Origin of the sequence: Marinobacter nauticus ATCC 49840 (assembly GCF_000284615.1) — a bacterium.
GTDB classification, from domain to species: Bacteria; Pseudomonadota; Gammaproteobacteria; order Pseudomonadales; family Oleiphilaceae; genus Marinobacter; species Marinobacter nauticus.
On the sequence record NC_017067.1, the window covers coordinates 3,542,393 to 3,566,619 of the forward strand.

The 24,227-nt window shown below is 58.8% G+C and carries 20 protein-coding genes; 11 read left to right on the forward strand and 9 right to left on the reverse strand.

The window, feature by feature from the left end; translation table 11 throughout:
- The first annotated feature begins 64 nt into the window (after window positions 1-64).
- The 7 genes from MARHY_RS16400 to MARHY_RS16430 all read left to right on the forward strand — a co-directional run bounded on the left by MARHY_RS16400 (window position 65) and on the right by MARHY_RS16430 (window position 6,318).
- On the forward strand, window positions 65-802 hold the full coding sequence (locus MARHY_RS16400) for a glutathione S-transferase family protein (RefSeq protein ID WP_014422816.1): 738 nt from the start codon (window positions 65-67) through the stop codon (window positions 800-802).
- Window positions 803-913: 111 nt separating this feature from the next.
- Window positions 914-1,897, forward strand: a complete 984-nt coding sequence (locus tag MARHY_RS16405; protein WP_014422817.1) for a sterol desaturase family protein — start codon at window positions 914-916, stop codon at window positions 1,895-1,897.
- On the forward strand, window positions 1,863-2,816 hold the full coding sequence (locus tag MARHY_RS16410; protein WP_014422818.1) for an alpha/beta hydrolase: 954 nt from the start codon (window positions 1,863-1,865) through the stop codon (window positions 2,814-2,816). The genes MARHY_RS16405 and MARHY_RS16410 overlap by 35 nt, the downstream gene beginning before the upstream one ends.
- 9 nt (window positions 2,817-2,825) lie before the next feature.
- Window positions 2,826-3,593, forward strand: coding sequence for a molybdate ABC transporter substrate-binding protein (modA, locus tag MARHY_RS16415; protein WP_014422819.1), 768 nt, complete (start codon window positions 2,826-2,828; stop codon window positions 3,591-3,593).
- The gene (modB, locus tag MARHY_RS16420) at window positions 3,593-4,273 is read left to right on the forward strand and encodes a molybdate ABC transporter permease subunit (RefSeq protein WP_014422820.1); all 681 of its coding nucleotides are present in this window, start codon (window positions 3,593-3,595) and stop codon (window positions 4,271-4,273) included. Before modA ends, modB begins: the two co-directional genes overlap by 1 nt.
- On the forward strand, window positions 4,270-5,349 hold the full coding sequence (gene modC, locus MARHY_RS16425; RefSeq protein WP_014422821.1) for a molybdenum ABC transporter ATP-binding protein: 1,080 nt from the start codon (window positions 4,270-4,272) through the stop codon (window positions 5,347-5,349). Before modB ends, modC begins: the two co-directional genes overlap by 4 nt.
- Window positions 5,350-5,436: 87 nt before the next feature.
- Window positions 5,437-6,318: an alpha/beta fold hydrolase gene (locus MARHY_RS16430; RefSeq protein WP_014422822.1), complete on the forward strand. Its 882-nt coding sequence runs from the start codon at window positions 5,437-5,439 to the stop codon at window positions 6,316-6,318.
- Window positions 6,319-6,407: 89 nt separating this feature from the next.
- Here MARHY_RS16430 and MARHY_RS16435 read toward each other — a convergent pair whose 3' ends face one another.
- Both MARHY_RS16435 and crp read right to left on the reverse strand, forming a co-directional pair.
- On the reverse strand, window positions 6,408-7,316 hold the full coding sequence (locus MARHY_RS16435; RefSeq protein ID WP_011786959.1) for a vWA domain-containing protein: 909 nt from the start codon (window positions 7,314-7,316) through the stop codon (window positions 6,408-6,410).
- A gap of 269 nt (window positions 7,317-7,585) precedes the next feature.
- Window positions 7,586-8,227, reverse strand: coding sequence for a cAMP-activated global transcriptional regulator CRP (gene crp / locus MARHY_RS16440; protein WP_007153756.1), 642 nt, complete (start codon window positions 8,225-8,227; stop codon window positions 7,586-7,588).
- Between the two features lie 249 nt (window positions 8,228-8,476).
- Here crp and MARHY_RS16445 point away from each other — a divergent pair, with 249 nt between their 5' ends.
- The 3 genes from MARHY_RS16445 to MARHY_RS16455 all read left to right on the forward strand — a co-directional run bounded on the left by MARHY_RS16445 (window position 8,477) and on the right by MARHY_RS16455 (window position 10,928).
- Window positions 8,477-8,899, forward strand: a complete 423-nt coding sequence (locus MARHY_RS16445) for an OsmC family protein (RefSeq protein ID WP_011786961.1) — start codon at window positions 8,477-8,479, stop codon at window positions 8,897-8,899.
- 233 nt (window positions 8,900-9,132) lie between these two features.
- Window positions 9,133-9,924: an adenosylmethionine decarboxylase gene (gene speD / locus MARHY_RS16450; protein ID WP_011786962.1), complete on the forward strand. Its 792-nt coding sequence runs from the start codon at window positions 9,133-9,135 to the stop codon at window positions 9,922-9,924.
- A 149-nt stretch (window positions 9,925-10,073) separates the two neighbouring features.
- Window positions 10,074-10,928 carry a pirin family protein gene (locus MARHY_RS16455; RefSeq protein ID WP_014422824.1) on the forward strand — a complete coding sequence of 285 codons (855 nt, stop codon included), beginning with the start codon at window positions 10,074-10,076 and terminating at the stop codon, window positions 10,926-10,928.
- Here the strand turns inward: MARHY_RS16455 and MARHY_RS16460 are convergent, their stop codons facing one another.
- Both MARHY_RS16460 and MARHY_RS16465 read right to left on the reverse strand, forming a co-directional pair.
- A complete protein-coding gene (locus MARHY_RS16460; RefSeq protein ID WP_011786964.1) occupies window positions 10,929-11,795 on the reverse strand; it encodes a phosphoribulokinase in 867 nt (288 codons plus the stop codon).
- Window positions 11,796-11,821: 26 nt separating this feature from the next.
- On the reverse strand, window positions 11,822-15,571 hold the full coding sequence (locus MARHY_RS16465; protein WP_014422825.1) for a DUF1631 family protein: 3,750 nt from the start codon (window positions 15,569-15,571) through the stop codon (window positions 11,822-11,824).
- Between the two features lie 186 nt (window positions 15,572-15,757).
- On the opposite strand from MARHY_RS16465, the gene MARHY_RS16470 reads away from it, so the two are divergent.
- A complete protein-coding gene (locus tag MARHY_RS16470; RefSeq protein ID WP_014422826.1) occupies window positions 15,758-16,828 on the forward strand; it encodes an aminopeptidase in 1,071 nt (356 codons plus the stop codon).
- Here the strand turns inward: MARHY_RS16470 and argA are convergent.
- From argA to MARHY_RS19055, 5 genes are all read right to left on the reverse strand, one after another.
- Window positions 16,802-18,109: an amino-acid N-acetyltransferase gene (gene argA, locus MARHY_RS16475; protein WP_014422827.1), complete on the reverse strand. Its 1,308-nt coding sequence runs from the start codon at window positions 18,107-18,109 to the stop codon at window positions 16,802-16,804. The genes MARHY_RS16470 and argA overlap by 27 nt on opposite strands.
- 84 nt (window positions 18,110-18,193) lie before the next feature.
- Complete coding sequence (gene argE, locus MARHY_RS16480) at window positions 18,194-19,357, reverse strand: acetylornithine deacetylase (RefSeq protein ID WP_014422828.1); 1,164 nt, start codon at window positions 19,355-19,357, stop codon at window positions 18,194-18,196.
- Window positions 19,358-19,378: 21 nt separating this feature from the next.
- The gene (locus tag MARHY_RS16485) at window positions 19,379-20,620 is read right to left on the reverse strand and encodes a hypothetical protein (protein WP_014422829.1); all 1,242 of its coding nucleotides are present in this window, start codon (window positions 20,618-20,620) and stop codon (window positions 19,379-19,381) included.
- Window positions 20,621-20,643: 23 nt separating this feature from the next.
- Window positions 20,644-21,540, reverse strand: coding sequence for an acetylglutamate kinase (gene argB / locus MARHY_RS16490; RefSeq protein WP_014422830.1), 897 nt, complete (start codon window positions 21,538-21,540; stop codon window positions 20,644-20,646).
- Between the two features lie 34 nt (window positions 21,541-21,574).
- On the reverse strand, window positions 21,575-24,220 hold the full coding sequence (locus tag MARHY_RS19055; RefSeq protein WP_014422831.1) for a phosphomannomutase/phosphoglucomutase: 2,646 nt from the start codon (window positions 24,218-24,220) through the stop codon (window positions 21,575-21,577).
- Window positions 24,221-24,227 lie beyond the last annotated feature (7 nt).

Here is a 24,227-nt window from a genome sequence, read left to right on the forward strand (position 1 = left end):
GCCGTCTTGGGAATTCGCATACAGAAAGGTTAATCTTGAGTTACCAGACATCCGGAGCTACACCATGGCGATCAAACTCTATCAGTTCTGCATTTCGCACTACTGCGAAAAGGCGCGTTGGGCCCTGGACTACAAGGGCATCAACTATCAGACCGTCAACCTGCTCCCAGGCCAGCATGTAAACACGATTCGCAAACTGACCGGGGCCGAGTCGTCTGTACCGGTACTCGAACACGACGGCCAGATCATCCAGGGGTCCGCACAGATCCTGGACTACCTCGACAAGGTCTTTCCAGACAAGCCCCTGTTGCCGACGGATCCAGGCCTTCAGGCCAGGGCCCTGGAATGGGAACAAAAGCTGGACGAACAGGCCGGCCCCGCTCTGCGCACCTGGGTGTACCACTATTTTCTGCAGCGCCCGAAAGTGGTGGTACCCATGCTGGTAGCGGGTACGCCGTTCTATAATCGCATCCTGCTTAGCCTGGCCTTCAGCCGGGTTGATGAGATCATGCGCAAGTGGATGAAGATCAACCAGAAAACCGCCGATAGCTCACAGGCAACCCTGGAGGCCCTGGTCAAGGAACTGGCAGAGATCTACCAGCAACGTCCGTTCCTCGTCGGTGACCAGTTTACCCGCGCCGATCTCACTGCATGCTCACTGCTGGCGCCGTTGTTCCAGCCGCCCGAGTACCCGGTACCATGGCCAAAGCCAACCAGGGTTCCGAAGCCTGTGCAGGCCTGGCTATCCGAATGGCAGGCTGCAATCGATCCCATCGCCGCGGTGTATCGCCAGAACCGGTGACGCTGGCCAGGCGGTGGCGGAATAGGCCAGCAACCCTGGCGCAATAGGACATCGCCTTTACCCGGCGCTGTGCGATGATGACTCCCAACAAAAATAATTCGGGGAGCGGCCATGGTGTTGATCGACATGATGCGGACAGTGCTGGAAGACAGCGGGCTGATCAGCCTCTGGCAGTTCCTGGCCCCCTGGCTGGCACTTGACGAACGACAGCTGATTTTCGTTATCGCCACCCCCGTGTTCATTGCGGTTACCTTGTGGGAATACCTGAAGATACGGCATGATCCACAGTTAATGAACGTGCCGGAGGCTATTCGCAACTTCGCCCTCGGTGCCGGCTACCAGGTTACGGAGCTACTTTTTGCCGGTCTGATCGCCTTCCCCGTCTACGCCCTCTGCTATCACTACCGCTTGCTGGAACTGGAGCTGAACTGGGCGACCGGATTTCTGACCTTTCTCGGTGTGGATTTCTGTTTTTACTGGATGCACCGGGCCAGCCACCGCATGCGCTGGTTCTGGGCCGCCCATGTAGTCCATCATTCGTCCGAACGCATGAATTTCTCCACCGCCATGCGCCAGAATGCCACCAACATTTTCAACGGCATGTGGATTTTCTATTTGCCCATGGCGCTGATCGGTTTCAACCCGGTGTGGATCGGCATCGCCTATGCTTTCTCCCTGGTGTACCAGTTTTTCGTGCACACCACGCTGGTGCGGCATCTGCCGGCCTGGGTCGAATTCCTTTTCAACACCCCGAGCCATCACCGGGTACACCATGGCCGCAATCCGGAATACATCGACCGCAATTACGGTGGCACACTGATTATCTGGGATCGCCTGTTCGGAACCTTTGTCCCGGAGAGCGACAGCAACCCACCGGAATACGGCATTACCCGGCAGATTCATTCCAATAACCTGATTGTGCTCTGGACCCACGAATATGTGGACATGTTCCGCGACATGGCCCGCCCCGGCAGCTTATTGTCCCGTCTTCAGCATTTATGGAATCCGCCGGAGTGGCAGCGCCCGGCACCTCAGAACAACAAGGATGCGGGCCGAAACCATGACAGAACACCCTCTGACGCTGAATACCCCTGACGGCAACACCATTGCCGGACGGCAATACCTGCCGGCACAGCCAGTTGCCATTCTGGTGATCAGCCATGGCATGGCGGAGCACGGTGATCGCTACCAGGAGCTGGCCCGCTGGCTCGGGGCTCACAACATTCTTGTCATCACCTATCACCACCGGGGCCATGGCCCCCACTGCCCGGCCGAACACCAGGGGCATTATGCTGATCAGAACGGATGGCAACGGGTGGTGGACGACCTGGCGCAAGTGGTAGAGACTGCCCGCAAGCAGCATCCAGGGCTGCCAATAAATCTGCTCGGCCACAGCATGGGCTCGTTCATCGCTCAGAGCTATGCCCAGCAATACGGCGGCCGTATCAATACCCTGATCCTCAGTGCCACCAACCGCATCCACCGGCCACAACTGCTGGCCTCGAGGCTGCTGGTCAACCTGATTGCCGGCGTCCGTGGCCGGCGCCATCGCAGCCGGCTCATCGGCAAGATGACCTTTGGCCAGTTCAATCGTGCTTTCCGGCCCAACCGTACCGGCAGCGACTGGCTGAGCCGTGATCCCGAGCAGGTAGACCGCTACGAAGCCGATCCTTCCTGTGGTTTTGATTGCACCGTGGGGCTCTGGCAGGACTTCATTGGCGGTATGCTGAGCATCCGGCCGGCAACCTGGCATCGGGATCTGCCGGTGCACTTGCTGTCCGGCACCGCCGATGCCGTGGGCGAGATGGGGAAAGGCGTGCGCCAGCATTTTCAGACCATCCGGGAGTCGGGCATCGAGCAGGTAACGCTGCGGTTGTTCGACGGCGGGCGCCATGAGATGCTCAATGAAACCAATCGCATGGAAGTGTGGCAATACGTGCTAACCTTATGCCGTATTCAGTCGCCCGCTCGGTCGGAGGTCGGCGACCTGCCACTGGCCCAATCACTACCATAAGGAATCGCTATGAGCCGCCGTACCTGCTGGCGTTTCTTCCCTTTGCTGGCAATCTGGCTGCTTCTGCCCCTGAGCAACGCCTATGCGGGGAATCTGACCCTCGCCGTCGCTGCCAATTTCACCGACACCACCGCCAGTCTGGTGGAAAAGTTTGAGACTGCAACCGGCCACCACGTCACCGCCAGCTTCGGCTCCACGGGTAAACTCTACGCCCAGATTCGCAACGGTGCTCCGTTTGATGTGTTCATGGCGGCCGATGCCCAACGTCCCCAGTTGCTGGAATCCGACGGGATGGCCGTTCCCGGTTCTCGCTTTACCTATGCCAGGGGCAAGCTGGTACTCTGGAGCCCTGAGACTGCGGCCTTTATCTCTCCCATCGCCTACCTGAGCGAACAGCCGTTCTCGCGGCTGGCCATCGCGAACCCTAAAACTGCCCCCTATGGCCTGGCCGCACAACAGGTCCTGGAACACCTGGAACTCTGGTCACCGCTACAGCCCAAACTGGTCCGTGGCGACTCCATCGCCCAAACCTTCCAGTTCATTGCCAGCGGCAATGCCCAGGCCGGGCTGGTGGCGCTGGCTCAGGTCAAAGCCTGGCCAAATCAGGACGGAACACTCTGGCGGATTCCGCAAGCCTATTACGCCCCCATCGACCAGCAGGCGATTCTTCTGAAACGCAGTGCCGACAATGCTGCCGCCAGAGACTGGCTCGCCTTCCTGCAATCCCCGGAGGCTGTTGCGATTATTCAGGACTACGGATACGACACGGCGGACTGATGCTGGAAACCTATTGGCAGCCGGTCTGGCTGACGCTGAAGCTGGCTTCACTGACAACCCTGGTACTGCTGCTGGTAGGAACCCCGATCGCCTGGTGGCTGGCGCGGTCCCGTCACTGGCTGCGACAGCCGATTGCTGCCGTCGTCGCCTTGCCATTGGTCCTGCCGCCCACGGTGCTCGGATTTTATCTTCTGCTGCTGCTTGGCCCGAATGGCTGGGTCGGCCAACTGACAGAACGTCTTGGCCTGGGTTTACTACCGTTCACCTTTGAGGGCCTGGTAGTGGCCTCGGTTATCTATTCTCTGCCCTTTACCGTGCAACCCCTGCAGAACGCTTTCGAGGGTATCCGTGAAGGCTTTCTGGAGACCGCCGCCACCCTCCGGGCCGGGCCCTGGGACCGGTTTTTCTTTGTGGTGATTCCGCTGGCCCGCAACGGCTTCATCACCGCCAGCGTGTTGACCTTCGCCCACACAATCGGCGAGTTCGGCGTCATCCTGATGATTGGCGGCAATATCCCGGGCGAGACCAAAGTGCTGTCGGTGGCCATCTACGATCACGTGGAATCCCTGGAGTACACCCAGGCCCACTGGCTGGCCGCGGGCATGGTGGCGTTTTCCTTCATCGTTCTGGTGACCCTGTACGCCCTCAATGGCAGGGCTCGGGCGGGGGCTCTGCGATGACCCCCACAGCCATCGAGGCACGTTTTATCTGCCGGTTCCCCGGATTTGAACTGGATGTCGACCTGAAACTGCCGGGCAACGGAATTACCGCTTTGTTTGGTCACTCCGGATGCGGCAAAACCACGCTACTCCGGTGCATCGCCGGGCTGCAGCAGGCTCAGGGACAGCTTTCCGTATTCGGCACCCCCTGGCAGAAAGACACCCTGTTCAGGCCGGTTCATCAGAGGCCCCTGGCCTATGTGTTCCAGGAAACGCATCTCTTTCCCCACCTGTCAGTACGCCGGAACCTGACGTTCGGGCAACGCCGGGTTCCGCCACAGGAACGCCAGGTCCGGTTTGACGATGCCGTCTCCTGGCTCGGGCTGACCCACCTTCTGGAGCGTATGCCCGCCGGACTGTCCGGTGGCGAACGACAACGGGTTGCCATTGCCCGGGCCATTCTCACCAGCCCGCGACTGCTGCTGATGGATGAACCTCTGTCGGCACTGGATCAGAGCTCAAAGCAGGAGATACTGCCCTACCTTGAGCGGCTGCGCGACCATCTGGCCATTCCGATGATCTACGTTTCCCACTCCACCAGCGAAGTGGCGCGCCTGGCCAACCACATTGTAATGATGGACAAGGGACGTGTTATCGCACAGGGACCGCTGCAAGAGACCCTGGCCCGGGTGGACCAGCCGTTTCGGCTGGAGGAAGACGCCGGCGTGCTGGTTCAGGCAAGACTGGATGCGCTGGATGAGCCGTGGCATCTCGCCCGCTTCAGCTTTGACGGTGGCAGCTTGTGGCTACGACAGGATCCGCGCTTCCGGCACGGTGACCAGGCCCGCATACAGGTACTGGCAAGAGATGTGAGTATCGCGTTGACGGAGCATCGCGACCAGAGTATCCAGAATCTGCTGCCGGCGCGGGTGGATCGTGTCGAGACAGACGTCACCCCCGGCACCACCCTGGTGCGACTACTGGCCGGCGATACGCCGTTTCTGTCCCGTCTCACCAGCCGCTCCGCGGCCCAGCTGGCACTCACCCCTGGCCAGCCGGTGTGGCTCCAGATCAAATCGGTTGCCCTGGTAGACTGAGCACGACTTCTGGCCCCTTTGGCCACAGAGTGTGACCAGTGATACCGCTACTCTGGCGTCTAAACACACCATGCCGGGAGCGGAGACATGCCGACCAAACGTGAGCACTGGGTGACCAGTGGGGACCTTCTTCTCTACGCCGTTGCTGAGGGCAATCCCGAGGCAACGCCCATTGTTCTGGTACACGGCTACCCCGACAACCACAGTGTCTGGGACAAGGTCACGGCCGCACTCAGCCAGGAGTATCTGGTGATTCGTTACGATGTCCGCGGTGCTGGCCGCTCCGACAAGCCAGCCCGGACCCGCGACTATCGCCTGTCGTTGCTGGCAAAGGATCTGCAAGCAGTCGTCAACGCCATTATCCCCGACCGGCCATTTCATCTGGTTGCCCACGACTGGGGCTCCATTCAGAGCTGGGAATCGGTCACCGACCCCGACCTCCAGCAGCGTATTCGGTCCTACACGTCCATTTCCGGCCCCTGCCTGGATCATGTCGGCTTCTGGATTCGCAATCAGATCGGCTCACCAGCAAACGGCGGTACTACCAAGGTACTGCGGCAGCTGGCGAGTTCCTGGTACGTATTTCTTTTCCAGCTGCCGCTACTTCCGGAAATAATCTGGAAAGCCGGGCTGGACAAAGCCTGGCCCGGCTACCTCAAGAAACAGGAACAGGTCGCTGATGCCCGCTTCAGCCCCTTGCAGAAGGCAGACGGGCAATATGGCGTAAAACTCTACCGGGCAAACTTTCTGCCCAGACTGCTACGCCCCAGGCCACGGCACACCCGCTGCCCCGTTCAGGTGATCATTCCTACCCGGGATGCCTACGTTGGCCGTCAACTCACCGAATGCCTGGTGCAATGGACCGGTAAACTCACGCTGCAGGAACTGGATGCCCCGCACTGGGCGCCACTGACCGAGCCCGACGCCATCTGTCAGTCTGTATCAACCTTTGTTGGAAATAACGCTTAGCGGACCTCAAAGCCCCTGATGATAACGGTCACAAAAACAACAAGGGCGCCCCGAAGGCGCCCTTGTTACTGCAAGCCTCGATCGAACGATCAGGCTTTCTTGCGGCGGAATGCCAGGCCAGTCAGACCCAGACCCAGCAGGGCCAGGGTACCGGGCTCCGGCACAGAAACCGGAGGCTGCTCGGTAATTTCCTGTACCTTGGTGTCAACAAACGATGCGGTGAACGAATCTGCGTTAGTACCACCGGAACGGAGAATGTTCAGGTTCCAGGCGGCACCGCCGGAATTCAGGGCCAGATCGACGTAGTCGCTGCCAGTGGTTCCGTAACCACTACCGATGTTGCCAGCGCCTTCACACTTGGTGAAACCACCGGAACCATCGGCCTGGAAACCGTTATCATCGCTGTCGATACCAATGGCATTGGTAGAGGACGCATCACAACCAAAGCTGTTGTTTACTACCACGTTCAGCAGCGCGTTCTTCCCGAACAATCCTGACAACAGGCTCTCCTTGTTCAGGGCAGCATTCGTGTTGTCACGATCCTCGTCGGTAACCAGCACAAAGTTAACCGCGGCATCCGCGCGATAGCTCAGATTATTCAGTGCCCAGTCCAGCGCACTCCAGCCGTCTTCCGTGCCACCGTTGGTAACCAGCGTCGACGTTGCAGCAGCAAAATCGGTGGAACTACCCCACTCCTGAGTGCCCGCAGTAACGGCATCCATATCATGGGCATGGGGATCCAGATGGTTGCTGAATGACGAACCACCAAAACCAACCAGCGAATACCGGTTGCTTACCGAAGAGCCAACGCCCTCACCGACCAGACCACTCTCAAGGCTTGCAATCATATTGCTGAGCCAGGCGTGCTCTCCACCCATGGAGCCGGATTCATCGACCAGAAACACAACATCTGCCGTAATCGGCGCGGCAACAGAAGCGGAACTCATCAGGGCGGCTGCGGCCAGGCCAGCAGTGCCGGCAATCCATTTTCTTTTCATGGTTAAACTCCTTTTTGTGAGTCAATGTGTGACTCAACCTTCCCTGCGCGATTCCTGCCAGAATTGAAAAGATCTTTAATTTTCAGTTTGTTATAAAACACTCAGTTAATGTGTCTGAACACAACTGTAAAGTGCTTCGACACCATCAAAGCTGAGAAGGTAACGGAGCGGGAAATGGCGAATATACCGACGGAGATACCGAGAAAGACCGGTGCCCGTCAAAAGCAGAGCACCGTTTTATGCAGCGATTACAAGGAGGGAGAGAACAATCAACGGGTACCGTAAACCACCATGGTCTTACCCTTGACCCGCACCAGACCTTGATCTTCAAGAGTTTTCAGAACCCGACCGACCATCTCCCGGGAGCAACCAACAATGCGTCCAATTTCCTGACGGGTAATCTTGATCTGCATGCCGTCCGGGTGAGTCATGGCATCCGGCTCTTTGCACAGATCCAGCAGTGTTCTGGCAACCCGGCCAGTGACATCAAGGAACGCCAGGTCCCCTACCTTGCGGGTGGTCTGGCGCAGGCGCGAGGCCATCTGCTCACCAATAAAGTACAACACCCGCGGATCCTGCTGAGCGATTTCCCGGAACTTGGTGTAGCTGATTTCTGCCACTTCGCACTCAGTCTTGGCCTTGACCCAGGCACTCCGGGAATCCATGTTGTCGAACAGCCCCATCTCGCCGAAGAAATCACCGGCATTAAGGTACGCCATGATCATTTCACGACCATCGTCGTCTTCAATAATGACAGTGACCGAGCCCTTGACGATGTAGAACAGGGAATCGCTTTTATCACCCGCATAGATGATGGTGCTTTTGGCTGGGTAACGCCGGCGATGGCATTGGGAAAGGAAGTAATCCAGGTGTTTGGTCTTCTGCTCAACCGGCTTGACAATGGTAGCCATAATGCGAGACATGCCTCCTCAGAGTCTGGCGATTCCTGATCGTTTTTATATCCCCGCCTGTCCGTGCGGGTTAGGGGTTTTACTGATATGCCACGCAACTTATAACAAGAAGGTAACTTCTGGGCAACTCAAAAGCGGATACAGGATGTATCTGAAGGCAATACCGCTTTGGTCGCAACCACATCATGCCGCAGGGAGTGAACTGTGCTAGCATCCTGCCCATTCATTCAGGCACCAGGGGTAACTCCGATGAAAGCAACCGTCGACTGGACCGGCAATGCCAGCTTCAAAGCAACCAGTGGCAGTGGCCACAGTGTTCAACTGGACGGCCCCCCGGATCACGGTGGCGAGAATCTGGGTCCGCGCCCGATGGAGTTGCTGCTGATGGGCGTGGGCGGCTGCTCCTCCTTCGATGTGATGAGCATCCTGAAGAAAAGCCGCCAGGACGTGACCGCCTGTCACTGTGAGCTTGATGCGGAGCGCGCTGATGAGGTGCCGGCTGTGTTCACCCGCATTCATCTTCATTTTGTGGTTAGCGGAAACAACCTGAAGGAAAAGCAGGTGGAGCGCGCAGTCAGCCTGTCTGCCGACAAGTACTGTTCAGCCTCGATCATGCTGGGCAAAGCCGGTGTCGAGATCACGCACAGCTTCGAAATCCAGGCCGCCAGCTAGAACGGCAGGGCGGATTCCGGCCAGCGCCCTGCAACCGCGGCTTTCCGTTATAAAAAATGTCATTGCAAATACTATTCAATGACACCTGCGGTATGCATAATACGCAACTTTCTCCGCCGGTCTGCGCAAAAGGTGAACAGTTCCATTCACCCGGTCAGTAGTCGGTGGCGGCCTCGGCAGGGAGAGCTCCTCTCCCTGTGATCATTCATCTCCATTTCCCGGAGGGGCTGAGCATGGAAACCAAACTCCAGCTGCACGGTTTCAACAACCTGACCAAATCCCTGAGCTTCAACATCTACGACATCTGTTACGCGCAGACCGAAGAACAACGCGAAGCCTATATTGATTACATCGACGAGATGTACAACGCCGAGCGTCTGACCCAGATTCTGACCGACGTGGTCAAGATCATCGGTGCCAATGTTCTCAACATTGCCCGCCAGGATTACGAGCCTCATGGTGCGTCCGTCACCATGCTGATCGCCGAGCACGAACTGTCCGACAGCGAAGCCAATAACGAAGAGTCCCCTGGTCCGCTGCCGGATACCATTGTGGCGCATCTGGACAAGAGCCACGTGACGGTGCACACCTATCCGGAAAGCCATCCCCATGACGGCGTGAGCACCTTCCGGGCCGATATCGACGTGTCCACCTGCGGTCTGATTTCACCGCTGAAGGTACTGAACTACCTGATTCACAGCTTCGACTCGGATGTGGTTACCGTTGACTACCGTGTACGCGGTTTCACCCGTGACGTGGACGGTACCAAGCATTACATCGATCACGACATCAACTCGATCCAGAACTACCTGACCGAGGATACCCAGAACGCGTATCAGATGATCGACGTCAACGTGTATCAGGAAAACCTGTTCCACACCAAGATGATGCTCAAGGAGTTCAATCTGGACAACTATGTGTTCGGAGTGAACGCCGGCGATCTGGACCCGGCAGAAGCCCAGTCCATCGAGGATCGCCTGCGCCGGGAAATGCTGGAAATCTTCTACTCCCGCAACGTGGAATAATCGCTCCGGAGGTGACGACGGGGTTCCCGTCGTCACCTTTTGATGCCTTCGTCAGTTTTTTTGACTTCCCCCGCCAGAATTCTGCGTTTTCATCCCTTCCACCATCCCGGTTAAATAGCCCCATGACTAACCGAGAGGAGGACGGGATCATGCTTCGCTCCCTGAAACAAACCATTCCCGCACTGGCCACATCCGATGGCGCCGGGGTTCGCATCAAACGCTCATTGGGTCAGCGCCAATCCGTGCGCATGGATCCATTCCTGATGCTGGATGAATTCGGTTCTGACCAGCCCCAGGACTATATTGCCGGCTTTCCGGCCCATCCGCACCGGGGCTTTGAAACCATCACCTATATGATTGAAGGCCACATGCTGCATGAGGACCACCTGGGGAATCGCGGCAACCTCCGCAACGGTGGGGTGCAATGGATGACCGCAGGCCGGGGCATCGTGCACTCGGAGATGCCGCAACAGGAATCCGGGGTCATGCGGGGATTCCAACTCTGGCTCAACCTGCCGGCCGCTGAAAAAATGAAGCCCGCCGGCTACCGGGACATTCAGCCTGAAGAGATCCCGATAGCACGTCAGCCGGGTGTTTCCGTCCGGGTAATTGCCGGTGAACTGGAAATCGGTGGCGGTGCCGTCACCGGCGCAGTCACCGGCGGCAGCACAGAGCCCGTGTATGCCGACGTCCATCTGGAGCCCGGAGCGAGAGTCTCCTTACCGGCACCTCAGGCGCTCAATGCTCTGGTCTACCTGTACGAAGGCGTCGCAAGTCTGGTGAGCGAAGACCGGAACCAGACTCTGACATCATCCTCGGCAAACATTCTGGACCATGGGGATGAAGTTCTGATTGAAGGCGGAAAGGCCGGCGCAAAACTGCTGCTGATTGCCGGCCGACCCATCGGCGAGCCAGTTGTCCAGTATGGTCCTTTTGTAATGAACACAACTGCCGAGATTGAGCAGGCGCTGGCCGACTACCGCGATGGCACCCTGACAGCCTGATCAGGCAAAAGTTCTACCAGCCATCAGGCTCTGGACCATGGGCCGGATAATCAGATCCATGGCCAGGGCCATTTTCGGCCCAGGGATCACCAGAGTGTCGTGGCGGGACAGGCTGCTTTGGGGGATGGCCTGCAGTAACCAGGGAAAATCCACTTCCGCCGTTTCCCTGAAATGAATGACCACCATGCTTTCGTCCTCACTGGGCACATCCCGGGCAACGAACGGATTGGACGTGTCCACCAGCGGAATTCGCTGGAAGTTGATGTGGGTATGAGAGAACTGCGGCACGATGTCGTGCACGTAATCGTCCATCCGATTGATGATCGTCTGAACCACGGCATCCTGGCTGTAGCCGCGCTGATGAGTATCCCGATGGATTTTCTGGATCCACTCCAGATTGACAATGGGTACCACACCAATCAGCAAGTCAACGTACTGGGCAATGTTGTAGTTGTCGCTCACCACCCCGCCATGGAGCCCCTCGTAGAACAGGGCATCGGTATCCGCAGGTAACGGGCCCCAGGGGGTGAAGGTGCCAGGTTTGTGGCCTTCGGCCACCAGGTCGCGGTCTTCGTCATGAACGTACTGCCGGTAACGGCCATTGCCGGTATGGCTGTAGTCATAGAACAGAGCTTCCAGCCTATCGATATGATTGGCTGCCAGGGCAAAATGGTTGCGTTCACCAAACTGCCCTTTAGCGGCGAGCCGTGCCATTTGTTCCCGGGTATACCGATGAAAGCTGTCGCCACTGACCATGGCGGCAGCAATGCCCTCACTGGCAAACATGCGGCTGAAGATCTGCCCGGTTGTGGTGGTGCCCGCCCCGGAAGACCCGGTAACGGCGATAATCGGATGGCGTCTGGACATAAAAAGCTCAGGTTCCCGGATGTGCGTCAGACAAGGCTGGTCAGCAGTCGGGGCTTCTCGACCACAAACCCTTGAGCGTAATCCACGCCCAGTTGTCTCAGCATATCCAGAACCTCACGGGATTCAACCTGAGAGGCAATCACTTCCCGCTCCATGTAGTGAGCCATATCAACCATGGACCTGACCATGGCCTGGTCCGTCTGGTTGGCTGCCAACTGACCGGTAAAGGCACTGTCGATCTTGATCAGATCTACCGGCAACGATCGCATGAACTGGAAGGAACTGGGGCCGCTGCCAAAGTTACCCAGGCAGAACCGGCAGCCGAGCTCTTTCATTTCCAGCATGAAATCCGCCACCGATTGCAGATCATGAATGGCAGAGGCTTCCGTCAGCTCGAACCAGAGACGCTCAATAGGCGCATCCTTCTCACTGAGCTTTTCGTAAATGAATTCCAGCAGTGACTGGTCGTTCAACGAATAGCCGGACAGATTTATGCAGACACCGCCTACATGGCGCGGATCCGGCGACTGATCCCTCAGCCAATCCAGCATGTGCCCCACGACCCAGCGATCCACCGCCTGCATACGGTCATAGCGCTCGGCCATGCGGACGAAATCCTGGCCGGTAATCAGCTGCCCGCTGTCGTCGTACATACTGATCAGAATTTCATACTGCGCCCCCATTCGGGTGCTGCCGTGCAGAGGGATGATCTTCTGGCAACGCAGCAGCATGCGTTCTTCATCCGGGTTGCTCAGGCCAGCCACACGGGCTGCAATCTGCTCTTGCCGGGCCTGGTCGTCTGCGTCGAGAGTGTATATAGAGAAACGGCCAGGGCCCTTGTCACGGGCAGAATTGAGCGCCTGTTCGGCGGCTTTCAGCCATTTTTCGGCGCTGATCAACGCGGGCAGTTCCGGCGCCAGACCAACATTGGCATTTAACGTGTAACACCGTCCGCCATACTCGAAGGGCTCATCTGCAATGGCTTCCAGGAGCGCCTTGGCAATTTCCGGCCCCTGTTCTTCAGGCACCAGCATGGCAAATTCATTGCCTCCGGGACGAGCCACCGGCATGCCATCGCCCACATGCCGACAGATGACCTCCGCCACCCGTTTCAGGGTTTCATCTCCGGCCTGGTAGCCCGCCGTATCATTCAGCAATCGGAACCCGCGCAGATCCAGTTGCAATAAAGTCCGGCTATCTTCCCGGCGGGCAAGTTGCTGTTCCAGCATACGCTCGAATTCCCGACGGTTAAGCAGCCGGGTCAGTTCATCATGGGTGGATGCCCAGGACAGCTGGTCATAGACGTTGCGAACCATGCGGTCGATGCTCTCATCTACCAGCGGTCGATCATACTGATTATCCGGTACGATGATGCCTTTGCGCATTTGTCTGGCCAGAGCTTCCAGCTCCAGCTCAACCACCCGCATGCCCTGGTGATTAACGAATACAAACCGGCTGAAACCACGGGCAATCCACACCAGGCGGATATACTGGGGATCTTCCGCCTTGGTTTGATCCCGCAGCCAGTCACCGGTGCGCAATTGCTGGGCTCGGTTGATCCAGCGTTGCAGGCTGCGCTGTTCCCGTTCACTGAGCACCTGCTTGTCCGGGCGGACACCACTGACCGCAGGCATTTCAACCATTTCCGGCGCCTTGTCGGGCCGACGCACCAGGAACTGCTTCAACTCATCCCGGATCTGGGAGGACGGCATATGGTTGCTGGAGATCGACGCCAGACCATCCTGAATCAGCCGCAACAGTTCGGGCAGGTTAATGCTGCTGTCCGGGTCCTCGGCAAAGGCCATCAGCGAATCGATCACTGCCAGGTAGTCCTGCCATAACTGACTGTCTGGTCCCTGGCGAATCCAGGTCAGCGACAATAAATCCCGCCAGCCACCGTCGAGCAGGCTGACCAGGGCCCTGGGAACCTTGCGGCCAGCCAGTTTGCTTTCCAGCGCGCTGGCTACGGCAGTTTTGGATTCGGCAACCTTCTGGGCACCCTCTGCGGCAGCCGTCACCCGCTCAACGTTGCGGCGATACACGAGGTTCTGCCGGTCAATCAGCGTGTCCAGCTCACCTACGGTTTGCTCAAACACACCGGTATCCTGTTCAAACTCGGTAGCAATGCGGTGAATCAGCTCATCCACCCGGCGCTGCACCACCGGGTTCAGCCGGCCACCCTTCACGCCCAGTTGTGCCAGGCGATTCATCACACCACGAACCGGGCTGTCCTGGTCCTCAAAGAATTCGGGATCACGCATCACAACTTTCAGCACCGGCACTTCCAGCTGACGCATTCGGCTCTGGGCGTAGTCACTGAGCTTGGGGCTATCGACCACGCTCCGGAAAAACCGATCGACAACGTCCAGAGTGTCCTGCTGCTCAGCATTGAGCCGGGTGTCACCGGTTTCACGTATCTTTTCAACCACCCGGTCCCGCAAGGGCACGGCCGGCTCTTCCGGAGCCGCAGCGCGTAGCTGCAGCTCCTGCAATTCCCGGTGCAGTTCACCCTGAGACAGCGGACGGGCATTGGCCGCAAACGGCTCTGGCGTCGCCTCTCCATTCTCCACACGACTGGCCTGCAGTGTTGTCAGCAGATTCCTCACCGTGGCAAAAGCCGTCTGGGCTGCGCGGGCATACCCCCGGAACTCTCCAGCTACCCGGTTTTTCAGCCCGCGGGCCGTTTGCCCGGGTTTGCTTTCCGGCGCCTCAGGCTGCGGCTTTTCCAGAGGTGTTTCGGGCTCCCGCTTCAGCACCTCGGCCGGCGGTTCCTTCCTGGCCGGCGCCTGTTCGCTCAGATAACGGGACAGGTCCAGATCCGGCAACACACCATGCCGGATCAGGATATTGTTCAACTCCCGATACAACGGCTCCAGCTGTTTGATCACCGTCTGCTCAAACGTCTTCAGGCAGACCTTTTCAACCTCCCGGCTGACTTTCAGTTGGGCAAGCGCATTATGGAAGGCTTCGCACACAAGAGCGGGACCGAGGGGATTATGATGGCCGGTGCGATTGGCGATACCTAACTTGTCCAGCCTCAGCTTGAGCTGCAGCAGGTCGCCACGGTACTGGGTATCAGCACGGGTAACCATCACCCGAATTGCCAGCCAGTCCTCAAACTCGTTTTTGTCTACCACCGACAACACTGAACCGGGCGCGCCTTTGGGCTCCGGTTTTAAGGGCGACTCCAGACTGCGGCTCATGTAATGCCAGAGCACCCGCTGGCGCCCCTGAATCTGGCCGGAGGCATCCATCAACTCATTGGCAAGCTGGTCATTGGGGGCTTTCTGGGCTGTAACACGCAGGGCATCCACCGTCTGCACAAAACAGGCGTCCATTAGTGGTTCAATAAACCGCGTGACGGTTTTGGCACACTGGTGAAGCACAAACTGAACGCGTTCACTGGGAGCGCGAAGTGATGACCGGGCCTGATCCCCGGAACTGCCACACAACTGGAGCATGGCGCTGAAGGCATCGGAATCCGGGCGGGTAAAATGAACGCCCATAGCACCATCAATGCGCCGGACCGGGCTGACATGAAGCTCGTATCGACGATTGCCCTCAAGACCGCGGAACCGAACCACCAGTTCGGTAACACCGCCGCGAGCAAAGGCCCGCTCGATTTTGCCGGAGGTTTCGCCCGAATAACGAATGAACATGCCTTCGGCACAGAAATCAGCAATCTGGCAGGGCCACGCCTCACCACTGCCGGCATCTATCTGAGCGGCAAGTTTGATCGGCTGTCGGGGGCTGCTGCGACGCTCTCTCGGATCCATGAACTACCTGACCAGTTGCAAAGCCGGCATGTTGCCGGATGCGGAAATCCGGCCAACGTCCCTGAGTGGGTGTAGGTTCGAGCTGTTATGATAAGGCCTGTGGCGGTCGGTTAAAAATCTGTAACAGCCGTCGGCGAATAAGGAATTGTACAGCCTCATACCCACAACATCATAATATGATGATTCATGAGACAGCTTAGTCAGATCTATCTCTTTTTGCTACTGGTAACACCCCTGAGTGGCTGTACGACCATTGGCTACTATAGCCAGGCCATCGGCGGCCATGTGTCCCTGATGATGAAGGCCAGGCCCATCCACCAGGTGATCACGGCACCGGAAACCGACCCGGAACTTCGTCGACAGCTTGAGCTGGCAGCGCAGGCGCGGGCGTTTGCGGCTCAGGAACTGGCCTTGCCCGTGGACGACGTCTTCAGTGAATACGTAGCGCTGGGCCGCCCATGGGTGGTAGTGAATCTGGTCGCCGTGCCGGAGTTTTCCCTTACCCCCCACCAGTGGTGTTATCCGTTTGTGGGCTGCCAGTCCTATCGCGGGTACTTCCGCCTGGCCGATGCCCGGCAGGAACAGACGGCCTTCCAGGAGCGCGATTACGATACCTTTATCGGCGCTGTTACCGCCTACTCCACCCTGGGCTGGTTCGATGATCCACTGCATACCGGGTTCACCTCCCTGGCGGATGACCGCATGGTCGCCCTGATGTTCCACGAGCTGGCCCACCGCGTGCTCTATATCAACGGTGATACCGCCTTTAACGAGAGCTTTGCCACTGCCGTGGAACTGGAAGGGCTTCGGCTCTGGCTGAAGCGGCAAGGGGCATCTAAGGTTTTTGAGCGCGCTCTGGCGCGATTACAGCACCGGCAAAAGACTCTGGAACTGGTCGCCGCCACCAGCGAACAACTCCAACAACTTTATGCCCGCCAGGATACGATGGACAAATCCACGCTACAGGCGCGCAAGGCCCAACTGCTCGACGAACTGGCCCGGGACTACGCCAACCTGGCCGGGCAATATGAAGAGCCCGGGCCTTTCGGCCCGCCGCCGGTGCGGCTGAATAATGCACAGCTGGCACTGTTCCGCCAGTACAATCAGCATGTTCCCGCCTTCCGACAGATGCTGAAAGAGCTGAACTACCGCTTCAGCGAGTTTTACCGGGCTGTCGAGGAGCTTTCCAGACAGCCGGCGGACAGTCGCACTGCACAGCTGGAATTACTGTCAAAGCGGTTTGTAGAACACCTTTGAATTACGCTGGGTGTTGTATGAGGCCAGCTTTGGACCCGGCAGATCCTGCACGGCGGTGGGTACGAAACCGCGTTCCCGGAACCAGTGTTCGGTTTGGGTAGTCAGCACAAACAGTTTGTGGACACCCTGGCCCCGGGCCAGCTTTTCAACCATGGCGAGAATCTCGTCACCACGGCCGGCACGGCGGTAGGAGGGGTCGACCGCAAAACAGGACAACTCTCCGGCGCCCTCCTCCGGATAATGGTACAGGGCGGCGCAGCCGACAATGGTGCCGTCCCGCTCCGCCACCACAAACCGGTCAATTTCGGTTTCCAGCATTTCCCGTGAACGACGAACCAGCACGCCCTGCTCTTCCAGGGGCTGAATCAGCTCCAGAATACCCCCGATGTCTTCTACCCGTGCCTGGCGAATCTGTTCGTAGTTATCACCGCTGACCAGGGTGCCGGACCCATCGCGGGTAAACAGCTCCTCCAGCAGAGCGCCGTCTTCTACGTAACTGATGATGTGGGCACGCCGAACGCCTTTGACACAGGCATCGCAGGCGGCCTTGAGCAAGGCCGCATCGTGGCCGGTGACGGCATTGTCGTTCAGGCGTTCGGACGCCTGACGGGCGGACAACTCACGTATCAGGCTGCCATCTTCTTCGAGCAGGCCTTCGTCGTCGATGAAGACAATCAGCTTCTCCGCCTGCAGCGCCGCGGCCACCTGGCTACCAACGTCCTCATAGGAAAGGTTGAAGGCATCACCGGTGGGCGAATAGCCCATTGGCGGCAGCAAAACAATATGCCCCAGCTCCAGCAACTGCTCGATGCCACGGGTATCAACACGGCGGACGCGGCCGGTATAGCCAAAATCAATGCCATCCAGCACGCCAACGGGTTTGGCGGTGACGTAGTTGCCGCTGCTGACCCGAATCCGGGCGTTGTGCATGGGTGAATTCACCAACCCCATGGAAAGCTGGCTTTCCAGGTAGGCCCTGAGCCCGCCAATGGCTTCCATAACCATCGGCAGATGGTTATCGGGGGTGATGCGCAAGCCCCGTGCGAAGGAGGATTCCAGGCCGGCATCATCCAGTCGCGACTGGATCTGGGGGCGGCCACCGAACGCCACCACCAACTTGACGCCAAGGCTGCCGAGCAAAGCGATGTCGTGGATGATGTTGATAAAATTGCGGTGCTCGATGGCATCCCCGGGCATGGTCAGGACGACGGTTCGGCCGCGATGGGCGTTGATGTACGGAGAGGAATGGCGGAATCCGTGCAGCCAGTCGTTTGATTTCAAACCTTTATTCCTTATACCCTGATAATGCTTGCCAAGAATGGAGAATGCCGGGACGGTTTTCCGCCCGCCTTACCGCTAGTCTACTCAAAGACAGAACCTTTTGATCAATCCCTTGAGGATATCCACCGTCGGCTGCAACTGGGACAGTTCAAGAAACTCGTCCGGCTGGTGCGCCTGGTCGATCGAACCAGGCCCCATCACCAGGGTCTCCAACCCCAGCTGCTGCAGCCAGGGTGCCTCCGTGGCAAAAGCAACGGCGTGTGCCGTGTGGCCCGTGAGTTTCTCACAGGCTTTGACCAGAGCGGCGTCGGCCGGGGTTTCAAACGGCGGTACGCCGTCAAACAGGGGGGCAAACGTGAGTTTGAGTTCCCGCCGCTCGGCCAGAGGCTGCATCCGGTCAAGAATCGCCTGGCGCAGGGTCTCCATGTTCATTCCCGGCAGCGGACGCAGGTCGAAGTGCAATTCGCATTGGGCGCAGATGCGATTGGGATTGTCACCACCGTGGATACAGCCCAGGTTCAGGGTGGGCACCTGTACCTCGAAGTTGGGGTTGCGGTACTTTTCCTGCCATTCGCTGCGCAGGGCCAGCAGTTCGCCGAGCGCCTCGTGCATGCCTTCCAGCGCGTTGCGGCCCAGGGCCGGGTTGGAGGAATGGCCCGATTGCCCGTCAAACCGCAACCGCTCCATCATGATGCCCTTGTGCATGCGCACTGGTTTGAGATTGGTGGGCTCGCCGATCACCGCGTAACGGGCTTTCGGTTTGCCAGCTTCTGCCAGTGCCCGGGCGCCATTCATCGAGCTTTCTTCGTCAGCAGTGGCCAGGATAATCAGCGGCTGCTGCAAGGGCTCGCCGGCAAAGGCTCTGGCGGCTTCAATGGCCAGCGGGAAAAAGCCCTTCATGTCGCAGGTGCCCAGGCCGTACCAGCGGTTGTCCTTTTCCGTGAGACTGAACGGATCACTTTGCCAGCGTTTGTCGTCAAACGGTACGGTGTCGGTATGGCCTGAGAGTACCAGTCCACCCGGACCGCTACCCAGAGTGGCGATCAGATTGAACTTGCCGGGCATGCCCGGCACTTCCATGATCTCGACGGTAAACCCCAGGGGTTCGAGCCACTCTGCCAGCAGGCGGACCACACCTTCGTTACTGTGATCCCACTCCGGCGAGGCACTGCTGATGGATGGCAATGAAATCAGCCGGGCCAGCATTTCCCTGATACCCGGCACCCCTGTGCTTGCACTTGCGGTCACTTATTGCCTCCCGTCCCGGCGCTATTCCGGGCGGCCCCGGCGCCAGACTTCAAATTGTGTAATGGCACGAATCAGAATGGGGTACGCCACTTCGCCCCCGGCCACTGTGCGGGCGATTTCCATATCCCGCTCGCCAACGCTGACCAGTCGCCCCTCAACCTGGTTTTCATTCGAGAGCGTAACCTTTACGCGCCGGCCAAGCCAGGTATTGGCGTTCTCAACACTGTCAGGGTACCACTGCTCAAAATCCGGGTCTTCCGGCGGTACCACAGGCTCCATTGCCTGCGCAGGCAATGCTGGTTCCACCCGTTGCATTTCGGTCAGGTACACATCCGGCACGGTGGCACCGTTATAGGATACGCGCAGGCTGGCGCTGTTTTCCGAGTCGGTACGTACGGGCAGCCCGAAGGTTTCCGAGCCGGGTGCAAGCATCATGGTCACCTCACCCCCTTCGGTCAGCCATTGCCGATACAGTGCCAGCAATTGCGGACTGGCTTCCAGGCCCCGAGCCTGCAGCCCTTTCTCCAATGCCGCGACACCCCGCCCAGCCCAGTCGCTGACCTCCAGCCCGGTCTCGCGGGCACAATAGGCAGAGAGGCGGCGCATCAGACCCGCGTCACGAACGGTCAGTTGCAGTGGCCCGGCCCCCATGGAGGCCGGGTCGGCCAGATTGCCCATGGTCAGTCTGGCGTCTGGCCAAACCAGCTCCAGGCTTCCGGTTTCACGGGTATTCAGTTCAAAACGCAGGGCATCGCGGGTCTGCTCCAGCAACATGTCGCCCCGGATATCAGGAATCCCCATACGCATCAAATCCCCACTGCCCAGTTGCTGCCTTGGGTCCGGCGCACAGGACAGATTGGCTAGCGGGGCCTGGGCAGTTTCATCCGGCGCCGCCGTCACCCAGTTCCGGAACATGGTAGGTTCCAGCGTAATGCTGGCGCGCTCAACGGATAGCCGCCAACTGGCCGGCAAGCTGTCCGGGCTCATCAGTGTGGTCAACAGAGCGATTGGAGAGCCGGTTTCCAGTTCAATCAGGTCCATCTGCAATGGCTGAGTAAGCTGGAAGTCCTCCCAGTGCGCCTGCCGGAGGATGACCCGGCCATCCACAGAGGAGCTGATGCTCCCCCGCTCGAGTACACCGGATTCCGATAGTACCGTGCGCGCCTCTGCCAGACGCTGGTCCGTCAGCCACCAGACGCCGGCTTTAAAGCCGGCGAAGGCCACTATTCCTGTGATAACGAGAAATGACAGCAGGCGTTTCATCCGGTAACTCCCGGCCAGAAGTATCAGTTACGGGAAATCAGCGTACCGACACCCTCGTCGGTGAAGATTTCCAGCAGGCAGGCGTGGGCCACACGTCCGTCGATGATGTGGGAGGTGCGCACGCCGTTTTCCACCGCACTCAGGGCACAGCGGATTTTTGGCAACATACCGCCATGGATGGTGCCGTCTTCAATCAGATCGTTCACCTGCTGGGCGGTCAGGCCGGTCAGCACTTTGTCCTCCTTGCTCTTGAGGCCGGAGACATTGGTCAGCAGGATCAGCTTTTCCGCCTTCATGGCTTCTGCCACCTTGCCCGCTACCAGGTCCGCATTGATGTTGTAGGAAGCGCCATCCGGCCCGACACCGATGGGCGCGATAACCGGGATCACGTTGCTGCGGGTCAGCATGTCGATAACATCCACGTTGACGCTTGCCACCTCGCCAACATGGCCAATATCGATGATTTCAGGCCGCTCCAGCTCCGGCGAACGATTGACCACTTCCAGCTTCCGGGCCCGGATCAGATTGGCATCCTTACCGGTCAGGCCCACCGCGGTGCCGCCGTGGGCATTGATCAGGGAAACGATTTCTTTGTTCACCTGGCCGCCGAGCACCATTTCGACCACGTCCATGGTCTCCGCATCGGTAACCCGCATGCCGTTAACAAAGCGGGACTGGATATTCAGGCGTTCCAGCAGCTCTCCGATCTGGGGGCCGCCGCCGTGAACCACGATAGGGTTGATCCCCACCAGCTTCATCAGCACCACGTCCCGGGCGAAACTGCTTTTCAGGTCTTCGTTCTCCATGGCGTTGCCGCCGTATTTGATCACGACCGTCTTGCCGGTAAACCGTTGGATATAGGGCAGGCCCCGGCTCAGTACCGAGGCCACCTGCATTGCTGTTTCACGATCCAGCGCCATGATGTTGTGTTAATCCTTACGACAGTAATGGGTTTCAGAATTCCGCCACCAGGTCTGGTGCCGCTTTCTGCAGTTGCTCCCGGAACACGGATTTGATCCGCTCCAGTGCCTGTTCTGTTTCGGCTTCAAAGCGCAGAACCAGAACCGGCGTGGTATTGGACGCACGGCATAGCCCCCAGCCATCGGCATAATCTACCCGAATGCCATCGATGGTACTGATATTGCCGTCACCAAAATCCGCCTGCTGACCTAGCCGTTCAATGATGGCGAACTTGTCGCTCTCGGTCACCTCGACATTCAGCTCAGGGGTACTGATATCCTCGGGGAAGTCTTCAAAGACTTCATCGGAGTGACGATCCTCAATGCCCAGGATTTCCAGCAGCCGGGCAGCCGAGTAAAGGCCATCGTCAAAGCCGTACCAGCGTTCGCCGAAGAAAACGTGTCCGCTCATTTCGCCCGCCAGCAGGGCGCCGGTTTCCTTCATTTTCGCTTTCATCAGGGAATGGCCGGTTTTCCACATGATCGGGCGCCCTCCAGCTTCCGAGATCACGCTGGCCAGCCGGCGGCTGCACTTCACGTCATAGAGCACATCCGCGCCGGGATTGCGGGACACCACATCCCTGGCAAAGAGCATCAGCAGGCGATCCGGCCAGATGATCTTGCCGGTATTGGTAACCACGCCCAGACGATCACCATCGCCATCAAAGGCCAGCCCGATATCGGCGCCGGTCTCCTTAACCTTGGCAATCAGGTCCTGCAGGTTCGCGGGTTTGCCGGGGTCCGGGTGATGATTCGGGAAATCACCGTCCACTTCACAATACAGTGGCGTGACTTCACAGCCCAGTTCCTCAACCAGCATGGGGCCCAGCTCTCCGGCAATGCCGTTACCGGCATCGACCACCACTTTCAACGGCGCCGCCACAGCAATATCACCGACGATACGGTCCAGATAGGCGCGGCGTACGTCGTCCCGGGATTGCTCACCCTGCCCTCTGGCAAGGTCGGCGGTCTGGATGCGCTGGTACAGCTTCTGGATAGCTTCACCAGACAGGGTCTCTCCGCCCAGCATGATCTTCAGGCCGTTATAGTTGGCTGGATTATGGCTACCGGTCACCATAACGCCAGAACCGGTCTGCAGGTGATGGGTTGCAAAGTACAGCACCGGCGTAGGTATGGCCCCCAGGTGAATGATGTTACAACCGGTCGCCATGATGCCGCGCCCCAGGGCATCAGCCAATTCCGGACTGGAGTGCCGGCCATCGTAGCCAACACAGATATCTGTGACACCACGCTCGGTCGCTTCCGAGCCGATCGCGCGACCAATGACTTCAACCACCTCTGCCGAAAGGGTCTGACCAACGATGCCCCGGATGTCATAGGCGCGGAAGATTTCCGGGTTGATCTGAACCGAAGGCACCTCGGCCTCAGCAACTTCAGGAATGTCCTCGTCGAACAGGGAATCCTCGGAGCCACCAAAGCCGAGCACATCCTCGTCACCATCGAGCATGTCAATGTCCGGCATGTCCTTGTCCTGAAAGAGTGGTTCATCCTCCGCCGTCGCTGCCTTGCGGCGGGCAGGAGCCGCTTTGGGCGCAGCCGACTCCGCGGCCTTGGCCACCCGCTTCTCAACCATCTGGGACAGACGGAACAGCACTTCTCCGGTGGACGCCACCATATCCCAGCGCAGAGCCGGCAGTTTCATCCGCTCGCCTCCGAACACCTTGTGGGCCCACTGAATGAGCGCGGTCACATCCTGACGTATTCCACGCTGAGCGTTGCCAAGAAGCATCCAGACCAGAATCGCCGCCACCAGCGCAGGCACCCCCACCAGAATCGCCAGGAGAATGGTGCTTACCGGCGCCACCGGTGCCGAGGCCGGTTGGTAACGGACGGACCAGTCCGGGTTGATCAGGGTGCGAGACAGCTCAGGGCCGCTGCCGTTACCGGCGCTGGCCACCGTTCGTGAAGCGCCGGACACGGATTGGACCAGTGACAGCTGGCCCCCGAGTTGCGGGTTGCTCACGGCCAGCATTGGCCGTATGTGGGAGGCTTCAAAAACCGCCAGCACGCTACCAACCACGGCATTGCTTGTGGGATGACGCACTGCCGCGGCAAATTGCAGATACCACTGATTGTCGCGGGGGAAGGCGTCCGGCAACAGGTTCTGTCCATTTTCTGCCCGCCGGGCCAGTTCCAGGCCCGCAAATCCCAGCAGGGTATCGCCGTTACCGGTCCGGGGCACTTCCCGGTAAGGGAAGACAAACACCTGAGCGGAACCGGGCAGCGCCGTTTGCAATTGTCCGGCGAGATTGGCCAGATCAGACCGCTCGGCCAGAGCAAGGGCAGCGTAACGCTGGTTCGCCACCGCCCGAACCTGTTCCTGCAGCGCCGTCAGTGACTGATTCAGGCGCCGTTGCGCACTGTCCACTTCCATGGCGCTGGCCGCCTCATAGCGGGCCTCCCCCGCGGGCACCACCACCAGAAAATGGGCCAGCACCACCGCGACCACGCCGGCCACCAGTACCACCAGCGATTGATTCAACCCAACCGATCCGAGTTTCTTTAAACCGGAGCCAGCCGCTTCTTTTGACGTTTTGGACGGTTTCTGTTTCTTTCCGGGTTTCTTCTCCGGCTGCTCATCACCGGAAGACGCGTTGGTTTTTTTCTTGGCGAATTTCATAATGCAT

Coding starts and splice junctions, on each gene's coding strand:
- MARHY_RS16455 (WP_014422824.1), top strand. CDS start 10,074: ATGCTTCGCTCCCTGAAACAAACCATTCCCGCACTGGCCACATCCGAT.
- MARHY_RS16460 (WP_011786964.1), bottom strand. CDS start 11,795: ATGTCCAGACGCCATCCGATTATCGCCGTTACCGGGTCTTCCGGGGCG.
- MARHY_RS16435 (WP_011786959.1), bottom strand. CDS start 7,316: ATGAAAAGAAAATGGATTGCCGGCACTGCTGGCCTGGCCGCAGCCGCC.
- MARHY_RS16485 (WP_014422829.1), bottom strand. CDS start 20,620: ATGAAACGCCTGCTGTCATTTCTCGTTATCACAGGAATAGTGGCCTTC.
- MARHY_RS16465 (WP_014422825.1), bottom strand. CDS start 15,571: ATGGATCCGAGAGAGCGTCGCAGCAGCCCCCGACAGCCGATCAAACTT.
- modC (WP_014422821.1), top strand. CDS start 4,270: ATGACCCCCACAGCCATCGAGGCACGTTTTATCTGCCGGTTCCCCGGA.
- MARHY_RS16405 (WP_014422817.1), top strand. CDS start 914: ATGGTGTTGATCGACATGATGCGGACAGTGCTGGAAGACAGCGGGCTG.
- MARHY_RS16430 (WP_014422822.1), top strand. CDS start 5,437: ATGCCGACCAAACGTGAGCACTGGGTGACCAGTGGGGACCTTCTTCTC.
- modA (WP_014422819.1), top strand. CDS start 2,826: ATGAGCCGCCGTACCTGCTGGCGTTTCTTCCCTTTGCTGGCAATCTGG.
- MARHY_RS19055 (WP_014422831.1), bottom strand. CDS start 24,220: ATGAAATTCGCCAAGAAAAAAACCAACGCGTCTTCCGGTGATGAGCAG.
- argB (WP_014422830.1), bottom strand. CDS start 21,540: ATGGCGCTGGATCGTGAAACAGCAATGCAGGTGGCCTCGGTACTGAGC.
- speD (WP_011786962.1), top strand. CDS start 9,133: ATGGAAACCAAACTCCAGCTGCACGGTTTCAACAACCTGACCAAATCC.
- crp (WP_007153756.1), bottom strand. CDS start 8,227: ATGGCTACCATTGTCAAGCCGGTTGAGCAGAAGACCAAACACCTGGAT.
- modB (WP_014422820.1), top strand. CDS start 3,593: ATGCTGGAAACCTATTGGCAGCCGGTCTGGCTGACGCTGAAGCTGGCT.
- MARHY_RS16445 (WP_011786961.1), top strand. CDS start 8,477: ATGAAAGCAACCGTCGACTGGACCGGCAATGCCAGCTTCAAAGCAACC.
- MARHY_RS16400 (WP_014422816.1), top strand. CDS start 65: ATGGCGATCAAACTCTATCAGTTCTGCATTTCGCACTACTGCGAAAAG.
- MARHY_RS16410 (WP_014422818.1), top strand. CDS start 1,863: ATGACAGAACACCCTCTGACGCTGAATACCCCTGACGGCAACACCATT.
- MARHY_RS16470 (WP_014422826.1), top strand. CDS start 15,758: ATGAGACAGCTTAGTCAGATCTATCTCTTTTTGCTACTGGTAACACCC.